The sequence below is a fragment of the Bacteroides galacturonicus genome (assembly GCF_003096855.1).
GTDB classification, from domain to species: domain Bacteria; phylum Bacillota; class Clostridia; order Lachnospirales; family Lachnospiraceae; genus Lachnospira; species Lachnospira rogosae.
In genome coordinates this window covers 96,849-114,373 of the sequence record NZ_QEOA01000004.1, presented here as the reverse complement: position 1 = coordinate 114,373, position 17,525 = coordinate 96,849, and the positions used below count along the sequence as shown (strand labels likewise).

The 17,525-nt window shown below is 37.5% G+C and carries 10 protein-coding genes; all 10 read right to left on the bottom strand.

Annotation, left to right across the window (positions count from 1 at the left end):
* Window positions 1-17 precede the first annotated feature (17 nt).
* On the bottom strand, window positions 18-4,559 hold the full coding sequence (gltB, locus tag C7390_RS05520) for a glutamate synthase large subunit (protein WP_055174100.1): 4,542 nt from the start codon (window positions 4,557-4,559) through the stop codon (window positions 18-20).
* Window positions 4,560-5,066: 507 nt separating this feature from the next.
* Window positions 5,067-5,996, bottom strand: coding sequence for a diacylglycerol/lipid kinase family protein (locus C7390_RS05515; protein ID WP_242854088.1), 930 nt, complete (start codon window positions 5,994-5,996; stop codon window positions 5,067-5,069).
* 104 nt (window positions 5,997-6,100) lie between these two features.
* The gene (locus C7390_RS05510) at window positions 6,101-7,714 is read right to left on the bottom strand and encodes an MBL fold metallo-hydrolase RNA specificity domain-containing protein (RefSeq protein WP_055174098.1); all 1,614 of its coding nucleotides are present in this window, start codon (window positions 7,712-7,714) and stop codon (window positions 6,101-6,103) included.
* 102 nt (window positions 7,715-7,816) lie between these two features.
* A complete protein-coding gene (locus C7390_RS05505; RefSeq protein ID WP_055174097.1) occupies window positions 7,817-9,247 on the bottom strand; it encodes a GDSL-type esterase/lipase family protein in 1,431 nt (476 codons plus the stop codon).
* 25 nt (window positions 9,248-9,272) lie between these two features.
* Complete coding sequence (locus C7390_RS05500; protein ID WP_318295576.1) at window positions 9,273-11,879, bottom strand: translation factor GTPase family protein; 2,607 nt, start codon at window positions 11,877-11,879, stop codon at window positions 9,273-9,275.
* A 16-nt stretch (window positions 11,880-11,895) separates the two neighbouring features.
* A complete protein-coding gene (gene aguB, locus C7390_RS05495) occupies window positions 11,896-12,762 on the bottom strand; it encodes an N-carbamoylputrescine amidase (protein WP_055306168.1) in 867 nt (288 codons plus the stop codon).
* 127 nt (window positions 12,763-12,889) lie between these two features.
* The gene (aguA, locus tag C7390_RS05490; RefSeq protein WP_022502617.1) at window positions 12,890-14,047 is read right to left on the bottom strand and encodes an agmatine deiminase; all 1,158 of its coding nucleotides are present in this window, start codon (window positions 14,045-14,047) and stop codon (window positions 12,890-12,892) included.
* Window positions 14,044-15,261 (bottom strand): carboxynorspermidine decarboxylase, encoded by a 1,218-nt coding sequence (nspC, locus tag C7390_RS05485; RefSeq protein ID WP_116443752.1) that lies wholly within the window; start codon window positions 15,259-15,261, stop codon window positions 14,044-14,046. Before nspC ends, aguA begins: the two co-directional genes overlap by 4 nt.
* Window positions 15,262-15,276: 15 nt before the next feature.
* Window positions 15,277-16,536, bottom strand: a complete 1,260-nt coding sequence (locus C7390_RS05480; protein WP_022502615.1) for a saccharopine dehydrogenase family protein — start codon at window positions 16,534-16,536, stop codon at window positions 15,277-15,279.
* 113 nt (window positions 16,537-16,649) lie between these two features.
* Window positions 16,650-17,516: a polyamine aminopropyltransferase gene (speE, locus tag C7390_RS05475; protein ID WP_116443751.1), complete on the bottom strand. Its 867-nt coding sequence runs from the start codon at window positions 17,514-17,516 to the stop codon at window positions 16,650-16,652.
* Window positions 17,517-17,525: the final 9 nt, after the last annotated feature.

The following is a 17,525-nucleotide window of genomic DNA, read 5'->3' as shown; positions in this document are numbered from 1 at the left end:
TATTGTACATTTCTATCTTACTTAGTTGCTGCATAAAATGCTTCAATCTGAGCCTGTTCACTGCTAAGACCTTTTTCTTCCATCTGAACAATCATATTAAGCATCTTCTTATAATCATGTGGCATAATCTTCTTAAACTTAGGAAGATATTCGCCAAAGTTGTCTAACACTTCTTTACCCTTCTTAGAATTAGTATAAGCAACGTGTTCTGTAATCATCTGCTTAAGTTCAAGTACATCATACTTGTTAGTTACAGGTTCAAGTGATACAAGCTGCTTGTTGACTCTCTTATAAAGTGTTGTGTCATCATCAAGAACATATGCAACACCGCCGCTCATACCTGCTGCGAAGTTCTTACCAGTTCTACCAAGTACAACAACCCTTCCGCCTGTCATATATTCACAACCATGGTCGCCAGTACCTTCAACAACTGCTGTTGCACCAGAGTTACGTACACAGAATCTCTCACCTGCTACACCATTGATAAATGCCTTGCCACTTGTTGCTCCATAGAGTGCTACGTTACCGATGATGATATTCTCATCTTCCTTATAAGATACACCTGTTGGTGGATATACAATAAGCTTACCACCTGAAAGACCTTTTCCGAAGTAATCGTTGCTGTCACCGACAAGTTCAAGTGTAAGTCCCTTAGGGATAAATGCACCGAAGCTCTGTCCGCCAGCACCTGTACATTTAACTGTATAAGTATCTTCTGCAAGGCTCTCACCAAATCTTCTTGTTATCTCTGCACCAAGAAGTGTTCCTAATGCTCTATCTGTATTAGTTACATCAACCTCAACACTTCTCTTCTGCTTCTTATCCATAGCATCCGAAAGCTTCTTAATAAGAATCTTCTCATCTACTGTCTTCTCAAGTTCAAAGTCATATACATTCTTCTTATCATACTTAATTGAAGAAGCTTCCTTAACATAAGGATTGTTAAGTATATTAGAAAGGTCAACCTTTGAAGCTCTTCCGCTTCCCTCTACATCTTCTCTTGCTTCAAGGAAATCTGTTCTTCCTACAAGTTCATCAACAGTCTTAACACCAAGCTTTGCCATATATTCACGAAGCTCCTGTGCGATAAATCTCATAAAGTTGACAACATATTCAGGCTTGCCTGCAAATCTCTTTCTAAGCTCAGGATTCTGTGTAGCAATACCAACTGGACAAGTATCAAGGTTACATACTCTCATCATTACACAGCCCATTGTTACAAGTGGAGCTGTTGCAAAACCGAATTCTTCTGCACCAAGCATAGCTGCTATTGCAACATCACGTCCGCTCATAAGCTTACCATCTGTCTCGATTATAACCTTATTACGAAGTCCGTTCATTGTAAGTGTCTGATGAGCTTCTGCAAGTCCTAATTCCCAAGGAAGTCCTGCATTATGTATAGAACTTCTTGGAGCTGCACCAGTACCTCCATCATAACCTGATATAAGGATAACCTGTGCACCTGCCTTGGCAACACCAGAAGCTATAGTACCAACACCTGCTTCTGATACAAGCTTAACTGATATTCTTGCATTCTTGTTGGCATTCTTTAAATCATATATAAGCTGTGCTAAATCTTCGATAGAATAAATGTCGTGATGAGGTGGTGGTGATATAAGTGATACACCTGGTGTTGAAAGACGTGTCTTTGCAATCCAAGGATATACCTTCTTTCCTGGAAGATGTCCACCTTCACCTGGCTTAGCACCCTGTGCCATCTTAATCTGGATTTCCTTAGCACTTACAAGATACTTGCTTGTAACACCAAAACGTCCTGAAGCTACCTGCTTGATAGCTGAACATCTGTTAAGTCCGTCAGCACCTACTGTAAGTCTGTCTTCATCTTCTCCACCTTCACCTGAGTTAGACTTGCCGTGAAGCATATTCATAGCAATAGCCATAGTCTCGTGTGCTTCCTTAGAGATGGAACCGTATGACATGGCACCGGTCTTAAATCTCTTAACGATAGAATCAACACTCTCTACCTGATCTATATTTATTCCCTTCTTAGGGAACTTGATATCCATAAGTCCTCTTAAGTTCTTAACGCCCTCTTCTTTATTAACAAGAGCTGTATATTCCTTAAATGTATTATAATCACCTGTACGTGCTGCAAGCTGTAAAAGATGTATTGTCTGTGGATTGTAAAGATGTTCTTCTTTTCCACTTCTCATCTTATGAGCGCCCTCACTGTCAAGAGTTGTATCTGTTGAAAGTCCAAGTGGATCAAATGCCTTAGAATGAAGTGTTTCCACATCTTCCTGAATATCCTTAAGTCCGATTCCTTCAATTCTTGATACAGTACCAGTGAAGTACTTATTAATTACATCTGAGTTAATACCAATTGCCTCAAATATCTTAGCACCCTGATATGACTGGATTGTTGAAATACCCATTTTAGCTGCAATCTTAACAATACCACTTATAATAGCATTGTTGTAGTCATCGACTGCTGCATAGTAATCCTTGTCAAGCATATTAAGGTCGATAAGCTCCTGTATGCTCTCCTGTGCAAGATATGGGTTGATAGCTGATGCACCATATCCTAAAAGTGTTGCAAAATGATGTACATCTCTTGGCTCACCACTTTCAAGTATAACTGCCATACTTGTTCTCTTCTTAGTCTGTACAAGGTAATGCTGTACAGCACCTACTGCAAGAAGTGATGGAATTGCAACGTGATTCTCATCAACACCCCTGTCTGAAAGGATAATGATGTTAGCACCTTCTCTGTGTGCCCTGTCAACCTCTACGAATATATGGTCAATAGCCTTTTCAATTGATGTATTCTTATAATATGTAATAGGAATTGTCTCTACCTTAAAGCCTTCAACTTTCATATTCTTAATCTTTAAAAGATCTGTATTAGTAAGAATAGGATTGTTAATCTTTAAGTTCTTACAGTTCTCTGGCTTTTCCTCAAGCACATTTCCATCTTTACCAAGATATACAGTAGTTGAAGTTACAATCTTTTCTCTTATCGAATCAATAGGTGGATTAGTAACCTGTGCAAATAACTGCTTAAAATAGTTAAATAAAGGCTGGTGTCTGTTAGAAAGCACCGCAAGTGGTGTATCTATACCCATAGCTCCAATTGACTCTGCTCCATTAAGTGCCATTGGAAGTATTGATGTTCTGAAATCTTCATATGTATAACCGAAAGCTTTCTGTAATCTTGCTCTTTCTTCCTTAGTATGTGTTGGAACTTTCTTGTTAGGAATCTTTAAATCACAAAGATTTATAAGATTGTTATCAAGCCATTCACCATAAGGCTGCTTAGTTGCATACTGCTCTTTAAGCTTGTCATCATCAATAAGCTCTCCCTTAACTGTATCTACAAGAAGCATTTTTCCTGGATGAAGTCTGTCCTTAACTTTAATTCTACTCTCATCTATTGGAAGTGCACCTACTTCTGATGAAAGAATAAGATAACCATCATTAGTAATATAGTATCTTGAAGGACGAAGACCATTTCTATCAAGAACTGCTCCCATAATATCTCCATCTGAGAAGAGGATTGAAGCAGGTCCGTCCCAAGGCTCCATCATTGTTGCATAATACTGGTAGAAGTCTTTCTTCTCCTGCTCCATAGCTTTATTATTGCTCCAAGGCTCTGGAATTGTAATCATAACAGCAAGTGGAAGTGGCATACCATTCATTACAAAGAATTCAAGAGTATTATCTAACATAGCTGAATCTGAACCGTTAGTATTAACAACTGGTGTTATCTTAGACATTTCATCTTCAAGATATGGAGAAACCATAGTTTCTTCTCTTGATAACATTCTATCTGCGTTACCTTTGATTGTATTAATCTCACCATTATGAACAATAAATCTATTAGGATGAGCACGTTCCCAGCTTGGGTTAGTGTTAGTTGAAAATCTTGAATGAACAAGTGCAATAGCTGACTCATAATCTTCATCTACAAGATCCTTAAAGAATGTTCTTAACTGTCCAACAAGGAACATACCCTTGTATACAATAGTTCTGCTTGAAAGCGAACAGACATATGTATCTTCTGCTGTCTGCTCGAATACACGTCTTGCAACATAAAGCTTTCTATCAAAGTCAATTCCCTTATTAACATCCTTAGGTTTCTTTACAAAGCCCTGCATAATGTATGGCATACAGTCAACTGCCTTTTTACCAAGTACATTAGGAAATGTTGGAACTTCTCTCCAGCCTAAGAACTCAAGACCTTCTTTTTCAACGATGATTTCAAACATCTTCTTAGCACGGTTTCTTGCAAGTTCGTCCTGTGGGAAGAAGAACATACCTACACCATACTCTCTTTCCTCACCAATCTTAATTCCAAGAGGTTTAACTGCTTTCTTAAAGAATTTATGTGATATTTGAAGAAGGATACCTACACCATCACCAGTCTTCCCCTCTGCATCTTTACCTGCTCTGTGTTCGAGGTTCTCAACGATGCTTAATGCGTCTGATACTGTCTGATGTGTCTTTACTCCCTTGATGCTTACAACTGCACCGATGCCACAGTTATCGTGTTCAAACTGTGGGCTGTAAAGTCCAGGCTGATTATTTTGATTTTCCATAGTCTGCTCATCCTTTCATATATAATCTGTAATGCAAGTCTTATCGTATGATTTGTATAATTAACAATCGTCTGATTTAACCCACAAATGTGGTAGACTTGTTTTTCTTGTGCTTAATATACTCCTATTTTTTTATCTTGTAAACTTTTTATTTGGTTAAATTATCAGATTATTCAATTATTTGTAATTTAATACATTATTATCTGACTATTTCATTGAATCAGCACTTAAAATATATTATACGCAAACATATTAATACATTTTATATATCAAGTCATCTTTCTATCAGCCCATATTCCAACATCACTTTATCATAAAATTTAAAATTGTGTCTAAATTGTTTATCTTTTAAGTTCCATTTTCTGCCCTTAAAACTAAAGTTGTAAAAAAATAAAGTGATAAAAGCCATATACCCTTGCTGATAGCTTTTATCACTTTAATTATTTAATATTTCGACATATTTTTTACAAACAATTATTAATTTAATTAACTTTATCAATCCGCTTATTAATTTAATAAATCTTTTTCTTCTTTTTTCCTTCTTTTCTTAACTATGAAATCCACCGCTTTCTGGCAGACTTTTAAGTTGACATTATTATGTATGCCTCCAAATTCTCCGTCAAGTGTCCACTTAACTTCTTCCTTTGACTCAAATGTTATATCCTTGGTCTTAAATGTATATACCATATCGCAGTCATCTATCTTCTGTGTTATAAAAGCATTAACTATTGCCTGTAAATCCATAGGATTCTTAATCTCCCTTATAAGGGTAACTTCAAACATTCCGTCCTGATAATCAACTCCTTCTGCTATAAGGCCTTTCATTCCGCCTATTGAGCTTGCGTTGCTAACCATTCCATATATAAATGAATCTTCCACATTAAGTTCATCGCTCTTAATCTTCATTCTGCAAGCCTTAAGATTAGATAATCTCTTAACACCCTCAATAACATACGCCTGATGACCTAACACATTCTTAAGATCCTGCGGTGTTTCGTAGGCAACATCTGTAAATGCACCAAAAGCTGCCACATAATTAAAATATTTATGGTCATTGGCAATTCCTATATCGCATGGAAAGCTTTCACCATTGATTATATTGCAAGCAGCCCTGATCTTATCTGACGGTATTCCAAGACTCCTGGCAAAATCATTAGTAGAACCGCTTGGAATATAACCTATCGGTGGTTTAACTGTACTATATCCTGCTACAGCACTGACAATCTCATTAAGAGTACCATCGCCGCCACTGCATACAATAACATCATATCGTCCTTCATCAGCTTTAACTCTCTCAAATCCGTCCAGTGCTGCTTTCGTAGGATACACAGTAACCTCATAGTCCGCATTGGAGAATATCTGAATAATCTTTAACAAAGAATTCTTAATCTGAGCCTTACCAGAATTAGGATTGAATACAAAAAGCATTTTTTTCATAATAATCTCCATTCTTATCTAATCGCTTAAATTATATATAATTATATTATTAATAATAATTTACTATTATTATATTTATAATTATTTCATCTTAAATTATTCTCTTATCTGTCCCATTTATCGCAAAGTGAATTAATCTGGTCTGTAAACTTCGCAAGATCCTTATTCGCACCGCCCTCATTGTGTGCAATAACACTCATAAGTCTCTTACCAGCCGCAACAAGCCTGTCAAATACGCTCTTATTACGCTTATTAACTGTTGTTCTTCTGCTCTTCTTCTCCTTATTGCCCTCAGCAATCATCTGTCCTGTAATCAGGTCAAATGAAGTGCCGGTATATGGAGCATACGCATCAAAACCATATTCTTCTTTAAGACATTGTGTAAATTCTTCACACACACTGTCCTCACCGTGTACAACGAATACCTTTCTTGGCTTATTGGTAAATGCATTCACCCAATGAATCAGACCGTCTTTATCAGCGTGTCCGCTTGAACCCGGAAGCTGTGCAATCTCTGCTTTTACCTGAATTGGCTCACCAAATAACTTAATCTCGTCAATTCCGTCAACAATAATTCGTCCTGTTGTACCATTGGCCTGATAACCTACAAAAAGTATCGTACACTCTGGTCTCCACAGATTGTGCTTTAAATGATGTCTTATTCGTCCGGCCTCACACATACCAGATGCTGATATGATTACCTTAGGATTAGTATCAAAATTAATCATCTTGGACTCTTCACTTGATATGGCATATTTAAGCCCCGGAAAAGATAAAGGATTAATCCCCTGTCTTACAAGTTCAATCGCATCTTCATCAAAGCACTGCTCTACATTCTTACTAAACACCTCTGTAGCTTCAATTGCAAGAGGGCTGTCGACATACACATCAAAATCCCTGTCCATAAGTCCATCCGCTTTTATCTTTCTTATATGATATAAAAGCTCCTGTGTTCTTCCAACCGCAAATGATGGTATAACAACATTACCGCCTCTGTCAAATGTACGCTTGAATACTTTGACAAGCTCAGCCACATAATCAGGTGTTCCATTATGACTTCTGTTGCCATAAGTTGACTCCATAACAACATAATCTGCATCTGCAACTGTTGCAGGGTCCTTGGTTATCGGCTTATGAACATTGCCTATATCTCCAGAGAATACAAGCTTTCTTTCAACCCTGCCCTCTGGTGTATCTTCTGATGCCCATACTTCAATACTGGCAGAACCAAGCAGATGTCCTACATCTCTTAATCTTATGCTCACATTATCATCAATCTTTACAATCTTCTCATATTCAAGACCAACGAACTGCTTCATAACCTCATATACTGCTTTTGCATCATATAATGGAATAAATTCCTTTAAAGTGCCATTAGAACGCTTAGCCTTTCTGTTACGCCACTCAGCTTCAAACATCTGTATATGTGCACTATCTCTTAACATTATGTCACATAGCTGTACTGTCGCCTCTGTACAGTATATCTTTCCCCTGAAACCATTCACATAAAGAAGTGGAATAAGTCCTGAATGGTCAATATGTGCGTGGGTAAGAAGCACATAATCAACATCACACGCTGGAATTGGAAGCTCCTGATTCTCATACACATCATTGCCCTGCTCCATTCCGCAATCAATTAAAATGTTCTTGTCTGCCACCTGTAGATAATGGCAGCTTCCTGTCACCTCGTGATCTGCTCCTAAAAATGTTATTCTCATAAGCATACCCCCAGTCCAATATTCAATTAACACAATCCTGTTTAATATATGAAACACAGCCTTCTTCTATGTTCTATATTTTGTTAGATTTATTATAACATTTTATTCATTCTTTGTATATTTAATATTAGAAAATATAACATCTGCATTTCTTGATACGAACATTCCTACATATACATGAGCCGGGTCAATTGCAGTAAGCTTAAAATCATATCCGCCTGTAATAACATCACCCTTTCCAAACTTAGCCGCATATCCGTCAGAAGAAGATGAAAGCATAAGCTCATACTCCCCACCTTCTTTTATAACCTCATTCGTATCTTTTCCAAGCACAAGCTGTCCGCTTCGTCTTGCAAATGTAGCTGTCGCCTTCTCACCCTTTGTTATAAATAATGGTGCGGCGGCAACATAATCTCCTAATATGTCAGGCATATTCTTATCAATATAGCAGTCATCTCTTACCATAAGCCCAAAAGATACCTGGTCATTAGCAAATATTTTATTAACCTTAACTGTTGCTGTAAGAGTAAAATGCTCTGTTATATCAACTTTTTTATAATACATAGCAATGCCGTCTGTTACAGCAGATATCTTGCCTCTGTTATTTCTGACAGCTATGTTCATATCTCCATTAGCATCTGTTCCAAGAGTAAAGTCTGTATCATCAACTTCTCCTAATACATCACCAAATACAGCCGCCTTGTACTCTCCATAATCCTTAAACAATCTGCTGTCTGGAAGCTTATCGCTGAATACAACTGGAACATAATCTTTATTAGATACAAGAAACTTTTCTTTATAATCTAATGGGTTGTTATCAATGTTCACAACATTTTCCGACAGACCACTTATATTAAGTTCTTTCACTGCTGACATTATCATATAAGCATTAACCCTTGCTCCCCATATGTTAGTATGTGTATTATCAACGCTCAGCTTATTATTAGATGGCCACGCATGAAGATATATTGTATTATCAGATCCTAACTTTTCATATTCATCCCTGGTAAGCTGTGTCATATCTATAACCGGAACGCCAACGGCTTTTCCTAATTCTCTTACTGCAAGTGCATAATCTCCGCCTTTATACTGTGCAACGTCCTGTGTAATATGAAGTTCTGTGGCTTTCCATTCGCCAGATGCACTTCTTCTTACAATAGGAGTACAAAGTATAGGATAACAGCCTGCATTCCTTGCTTTCCTGATATAATTAACATATAAAGTATTAGCAAATGTTCCTTCTGTCATATAGTCACCAACAGGACTTGTATATCTTTCCTTCTCTGTCTTTTCATCATTGTGTCCAAAACCTATTAAAAGATAATCACCCTGCTTCATTCCATTAATAAGCGTATTATATTCAGGCTCTGAAAGATAACTCTTACTGCTTCTGCCAGATAATGCAATGTTGACAACCTTGACATTATCATTAAGGTACTTATCAAGCATTGTTCCATAACCATATCTTGGATAGTAGTATTTATCCTCAAAACTGCTTACTGTTGAATCTCCTATAACCCATAATGTACTCATAATCCATAACCTCGATTTCCATTAATTAATATGTCCTGTTAAGGTAATCGCTGCGGATATGCTCCTCCATAGCTTTTACCTCTTTCTCAAATTCTCTTGCTGAATACAAAAGACAGCCTGCTCCACGGATAATAACCTGCTCAAGTCCATCTGATGTAGCAACTGTTATATTATATTTCTTTCCATTCTCATGTGCAAACTTTTCTATATAATGGTCTGCCGTTTCTGCCTCTTTCGTGTATACAACGTGAATATTATGATAGTCCATATATTCTTCATGATGTCCTGATACCCTGTAAGCATCAAATACAACGATAAGCTCACACTTCTTCATACCCTGATAATTGCACATTATATCAAGAAGCTTATCCCTTGCACTGTCCATATTAATTCTTGACAATTCCTCAAGCTCGCTCCACGCGTGTATTATATTATAGCCGTCTACAAGAAGATACGATATTGAATTTGTCTGCTTCTTAGACTGCGAAGCTTTATACTGTCCATTATTATAGCTTCCACTGCCAGAGGCTGTTACATATCTTCCCATTTCATCAGAGGCTTTTCTTTTAGACATCTTACGTCTTTCATTATCACCCCTGCTGTTAGCAAAGTACGTCTGTGCCAGTATTCTGTCGACTTCATCTGTTCCAATCCATTCATCAGATACCGTTCTTGCTGCTTCTTTTGGTGTGAGAACTACATTTTCATTAGTTCCCACTGGATTAAGCACGCTGTCAACGTGTGCATAATCTTTGACTTCATACCAAGGCACATTAAAACCTGAACCGTGCGCACAGAATACTGAATCTGCTGGATTTCTTGTATCTCTCTCGGCTTCATATCCGATTTGTTCAATAACCTCATCTGTATTATGACAAGGTCTGTAGCCAGACATTTTAAGTCTTAATACTCCCTTTCCCCTAGTGTACGCATTAACCTCTGCCTGATAGTTACCAACAGTGGCAACAGGACCAGCACCCTTTATTACTGCTTCATCACCATTATCGTTAATCTCAAACTGTGCACCCATTCTCTCAAAGTCAGTCATAGCCCTGCCTATATACTGTCTGTCAAGTATTAGAGTGAATTCATAAAATGGCTCAAGCAGTACACTCTCTGCCTGCATAAGTCCATTTCTTACTGCCCTGTATGTAGCCTGCCTGAAATCTCCGCCCTCTGTATGCTTGTTATGTGCCCTGCCTGCAACAACCGTTATCTTAACATCAGTAAGTGCTGAACCTGTAAGCACACCCTTATGTGTCTTTTCACACAGATGTGTATATATAAGCCTCTGCCAGTTCTTGGCAAGCATATCCTCACTACAATCAAGCTCATACTGCATACCGCTCCCAGCTTCACCCGGCTCTAATATAAGATGCACCTCCGCATAATGTCTTAAAGGCTCAAAATGTCCGATTCCTTCAACTTTATCAGCTATGGTTTCCTTGTATACAATGCTTCCTTCAGAAAATGTCACATCACAATCGAAACGTTCTTTAATAATATTCTGAAGGACTTCTATCATAACAGGTCCCATAACCTGCACATGTATTTCTTTAAAGCTCTCATTCCATTCAATGTGAAGCTGTGGTTCTTCCTCCTCAATCATCTTAAGTTTAGGAAGCATCATAAGCGGGTCTGTTCCTGCTGGAAGATTAATCTTATAATTAAGCACAGGGGATAACACCGGTGCATTATCATTATTCTCCCTGCCTAATGCCTGTCCTGCATAGGTGCCCTCCAGCCCTGTTATTGCACATATACTTCCACATACAGCTTCATTTACCGAAGTGTACTTCTCACCTGAATATATTCTGATCTGGTTAATCTTCTCACCATTAATAAGCTGTTTAGCTTTAAGGCTTCCGCCTGTAACCTTAATGTGTGTAAGCCTTTCACCCTTGTCATCTCTTGATATTTTATATACTCTTGCTGACATATCCGACTGCTTATCATCACCATTTTCAGATACCTCACAATATTTATTCATAATATCAAGAAGTCTGTCCACTCCATCAAGTCTTAATGCAGAGCCGAATATTACAGGAAATACTTCTCTTTGGCTTATCATATTTCCTATAAGCTTATCATCAACAATGCCTTCCTCTAACACCTGCTCTAATGCTTCTTCATTGCACACAGCAAGCTCTTCATAATCAAGCCTGTCAAAATCCACACATCCTGATGATAACTTATTCTTTAATTGTTCTAATATTCTATGCCTGTCTGTTCCCTGCTGGTCCATTTTATTGACAAATATAAACACAGGGACTTTTAATCTCTTTAAAAGTCCCCAAAGTGTCTCTGTATGTCCCTGAACCCCATCCATTCCGTTAATAACAAGAACAGCATAATCAAGCACCCAGAGCGTTCTCTCCATCTCTGCCGAAAAATCAACGTGTCCGGGTGTATCAAGCAATGTAACATCTAAATCTTTGTAGGTAAATACTGCCTGCTTGGAAAATATCGTTATTCCACGCTGTCTTTCATAATCATTATTATCAAGAAACGCATCTTTGTTATCTACTCTTCCAAGCTTTCTTATAGCTCCCGATGTATACAATATGCTCTCAGATAATGTTGTCTTACCTGCATCAACGTGGGCAAGCATACCTATAACAAGTTTCTTCACTACGTTTATCTCCAATTCAGTTATATATTTCCGGTCTTCTATCTCTGAATAATCCCCACGATAATCTGTCTGTCATATATTCATCTAAATCAAACTGTGCAACAAGTACTTCTTCTGTATCTCTTCCTGCTTCACATATGACTTCACCTGTATTATCTGTTATAAATGATGAACCATAGAACTTGAGTGAACTTTTCTGTCCACCATTTGCCTCGCAAGGGTCTACTGTTTCTATTCCAATTCTGTTAGCTGCCACCACAGGAACAAGATTACAGCCGGCGTGTCCCTGCATACACCTTCTCCAATGAGGCATACTGTCACATTCAAGTATAGGCTCACTTCCTATAGCTGTAGGATAGAATAATATCTCTGCACCCTTTACCGCTAATGCTCTTGCCGTTTCAGGGAACCACTGATCCCAGCATATTCCTATACCTATATTGCCAAACCTTGTATTAAACACCTTAAATCCTGTATTACCCGGCGTAAAATAGAATTTCTCCTGATAGTAATGGTCATCTGGAATATGTGTCTTTCTGTATATTCCAAGATTGCTTCCATCAGCATCAATAACCGTAACTGTATTATACAACACATTTATGTTTTTTTCATAAAAACTTACAATTATAACAACTCCAAGTTCCTTAGCAGTCTGTGTAAAATGCTGGACAGCATCATTTTCTTGTACGCTTTTGGCATAGGCGTAATATTCATATCTTCTCTCCTGACAGAAATACTGTCTTTCAAATAATTCTGGCAGAAGAATTATATTAGCTCCTTTTTTTACTGCTTCTCTTGTCATTTCATCAGCTTTTTTTATATTATCTCCGACATTATTACTGCACCGCATCTGAATTGCCGCAGCTTTTACTTTTCTGCTCATATTACCTCATTTCCGTGTCTGTCACACTAAAACCAATCTATAACCTATTACGCTTTGACTTCTTTTTATACCTTAATTGTGCCAGCAGCACTAATCTGTAACATATATACCACTTTAATATATCCTGTTATTGCGGTATCTGCTGTGTAATACAATGTATATTGCCTCCACCAACAATTATATCTCTTGCATACACACCAATAACCTCATACTCTGGCATAAGATTCTGAATAAGATCTACTGCCTGCTTATCTTTAACATCGCCAAACTGTGGAACAAGCACAATATCATTGGCTATATAGAAGTTAGCATAACTGGCCGCAAGCCGCTCTCCCGCTTCACGCATATCTTCTCCTGCTTCAAACACAAGACCCTTTAAATCATTATCAGTTATGCACACTGGGACATCCGGTATATGCAGTTTATGAACATTAAACTTACGTCCTCTGGCATCAGTTTCTCTTTCAAGCACCTTCATATCAGCCAAAGACATTGCATATTGAGGATCTTCCTCATTATCCGTCCACGCAAGAACTACATTAGCTGGTGAGGTAAATGCACACACATTATCAACGTGTTCATTAGTTTCATCATTATATATTCCATATGGAATCCATATAATTTTCTTTGCCCCCAGATATTTCTTAAGATTATGCTCAATCTGTTCCCTGCTCATATCTGGATTTCTTCCCTTGCTTAAAAGACAGCTGTCAGTTACTATAACCGTACCTTCACCATCACTGTGTATAGAACCTCCCTCAAGCACAAACGGATTGGCATCATAGCAATCATATCCTGTCATATTACAGAATTGCAGAGCTGCTTTATCGTCCTTTTCCCAATTCTTGTAAAGTCCGTCATAATCGCCACCCCACGCATTGAATTTCCAGTTAATCCCACGTACATCACCTGTATGTCCGTTTTTTACAAACGTGGGACATACATCTCTTGCCCACGCATCATCTGTTTCGATGCAGACTACTTCAATATTCCAGGCAGCTTTAATATCTTCACTGGCTTTATTACATTCTCCTGTTACAGCGTCTTTTATTTTCATAAATCTTGCTTCTGCCTGTGCATAGTGCTTCTCATCTGCTAATATATACACTTTTTCGTGTCTGGATATTATATGTGCAATATCCACAAATACATTCTGTGCAGCTACAGCATTATAAGGCCACGAGCCTGTCCTTACAGGCCATATCATAATTGTAGCCTTGTGCCTGTCATATTCTGCCGGCATATAATAGCCATCTTCTATAGGTGTAGTATCTGTTATTCTCACGAAAGCCTCCACTTAAAATCTTCATAACCAAATTCTTTAATAATCCGCACTTCTTTATCTTTCATTACCGCTATAGCCGGAAGTGGTATTCCATTAAATGTATTATTCTTTACCATTGAGTATATCGCCATATCCTCAAATACAAGCCTGTCCCCTATATTAATCTTACTGTCAAACTTATAATCACCTATAATATCTCCTGCAAGACAGGTATATGAAGACAGCCTGTATACATTTTCTCTGTATTCTTTTTTATCTTTATGCTTCCTAATATCTTCATTTTCCTGAATATCTTTACCAGCAGTAACATCTTTATATTCTTTGATATTTTTAATTATCTGTGCCCCCCGAAGTGGTGGTGTATATGGCATTTCGAGGACATCTGGCATATGGCACGCGGCAGAGGCATCAAGTATAAGTGTTTCAATTCCATTATCAACCTTATCTAACACCTCTGTAACAAGATAACCTGCATTAAGTGCGACAGCTTCGCCCGGCTCTAAATACACCTGTACATTATATTCACTCTTTATGTGATTAACGCAGCCAATAAGTGTATCTATATCATAATCTTTTCTTGTTATATGATGTCCACCGCCCATATTAATCCATTTCATATTCTTCATAATATGCCCGAATTTATCTTCAACTGCTTTAAGTGTAATTGCAAGTGCATCTGAATTCTGCTCACAGAGAGTATGAAAATGAAGTCCCTCAACTCCATTAAGAACTTCCTCATCTGCCTTGTTTAACATATCAATAGTTACTCCAAGCCTTGAACCATACGCACAAGGGTCATATATTGCATTATCACCCTGCGTAGATATTTCCGGATTAATTCTAAGTCCTATGCTGATACCGCTTCTTATACATTTTTCCTTATAACGCATAAGCTGCCCTATGGAATTAAATATTATATGGTCACATATTTTTACAAGTTCATCTATATCCTTTTCTTTGTAAGCAGGAGCATAGACGTGATTTTCTTTATTCATCTCTTCCCTGCCAAGCCTTGCCTCATACAATCCACTTGCTGTTGTGCCACTTATGTATCTGCCAATTAACGGATATTCATAAAATGCTGAAAATGCTTTCTGTGCAAGCAATATTTTACATCCTGTTTTGTCTTCAACATATTTTAAAATTTCAAGATTATGAACCAGAATATTCTCATCTATAATATATGCTGGTGTTGTAATATCATCTATTGTCATCAACTCTTATATCCTCTATTCTACAAGCTGTGGATTTTCCTCAACTACCCAAGGAAGTCCCCATTTATTAAGTGCTTCCATATATGGATCAGGATCAAATTCTTCCACATTGTATACACCTGCTTTATTCCACATTCCTGTGACAACCATCATTGTTCCTATCATTGCAGGAACTCCTGTTGTATATGATATTGCCTGTGATTCAACTTCCCTGTAACATTCCTGATGGTCACATACATTATAAATATATATTGTCTTTTCTTTTCCATCTTTTCTTCCCCTGAATATACAGCCAATGTTAGTCTTTCCTACTGTTCTTTCTCCAAGTGTAGCAGGATCTGGAAGAAGTTCTTTTAAGAGCTGTATAGGAACAACTTCAACACCATTGACTTTTACAGGGTCAGTTCTTAACATTCCAACATTCTCAAGACATTTCATATGTGTAAGGTAGCTCTGTCCAAATGTCATAAAAAATCTTATTCTTTTAACTCCCGGAATGTTTTTAGCAAGCGATTCTATCTCCTCGTGATGTAAAAGATACATATCCTTCATTCCAACCTGTGGGAAATCATATTCTCTCTTTATAGACATAGCTGGTACTTCTACCCAGTGTCCATCTTCCCAATATGAGCCAGGTGCTGATACTTCTCTTAAATTAATCTCAGGATTAAAATTAGTCGCAAAAGGATAGCCGTGATCTCCGCCGTTGCAGTCAAGAATATCAATTGTGTCTATTTCATCAAAGTAGTGCTTAAGTGCATATGCTGAAAATACACTTGTTACACCAGGATCAAAGCCCGTTCCTAAAAGTCCCATTATTCCAGCTTCTTCAAATTGCTTCTTATAATTCCACTGCCAAGAATAATCAAAATAAGCTGAAAAACCTTCTTCCTTACATCTTTTTTCATATATAGCTCTCCACTCAGGATCTTCTGTATCTTCAGCTTCATAGTTGGCTGTATCAATATAATGCACCTTTGTCTTAAGGCAGGCATCCATTATTGTTAAATCCTGATATGGAAGTGCAAGGTTAAGCACTGCCTCTGGTTTATAGCTTTCAATAAGCTTTACAAGCTCTTCTACATTATCTGCATCAACCTTTGCTGTTGTAATTACTGTCTTTGTATCAGGCTGTAATTTATCCTTTAAAGCATCACATTTGCTTTTAGTCCTGCTTGCTATACATATCTCTGTAAATACATCACTGTTCTGACAGCACTTGTTAATTGCCACTGTTGCAACTCCACCACAACCTATTATTAATACTCTGCTCATAATTATCCTCCATTCTTTAAGCCCTGTTCATTAATTCTTTTCACGTTTTCTTTTTAAACACTGTCTATTAATTCTTTTCAGGCTTTCCTTTTAAACACTGTCTATTACTCTTTTCAGGCTCTCTTCTCATTTTCTTCTTCTTCAAGCATCTGCTCTACATAACCCGGAAGCATAAATGCTCCCCTGTGAAGATTAGTTGTATAATATCTTGTCTTTATACCTAACTTCTTCCATTCCTCCGGTCTGAAATCATCAAGCGGATGATATTTCTTGGAAGCAAATCCAAACAGCCAATATCCTGATGAACAAGTTGGTATATGTGCCTGATATACACGGCTTACAGGGAATGCCTGATATGCCTTTCTGTGCATTTTCACACATTCCTCTTTATCTTCTGAATAAAACGGACTTCCATGCTGATATACCATAATTCCATCGCTTTTAAGTGCCTTATAACAGCTTCCATAAAATTCTTTGGTGAATAAACCTTCTGTATATCCAAATGGATCTGTCGCATCATTAATTATCAGGTCATAATCACCCGTCTTATTTCTTAAAAATCTTAATGCATCCTGAATATACACATTAACCCTGTCATCATCCAGTCCACAGGTAAGCTCAGGAAAATGCTTTCTACATACTTCAACAAGCATTTCATCCGGTTCAACAACATCTATTCTTTCTATACATTTATAATTGATAAGTTCTCTTGCAACTCCGCCATCGGCTCCACCGATTATTAATACATTCTTTACATCAGGGTGGACTGCCATTGGAATATGGGTTACCATCTCATCATATATAAACTCGTCTTTTTCAGAAAATAGTATCTCTCCGTCTAATGCAAGGAATTTACCAAATTCATCTGAAACAAGCACATCAATCCTCTGACAGTCACTCTCCACCGAACACAATTGTTCTTCTATTCTCATTGAAAGCTTCACATTGCTTGTATGAAGCTCTGAAAACCACATCTCCATATTAAATAA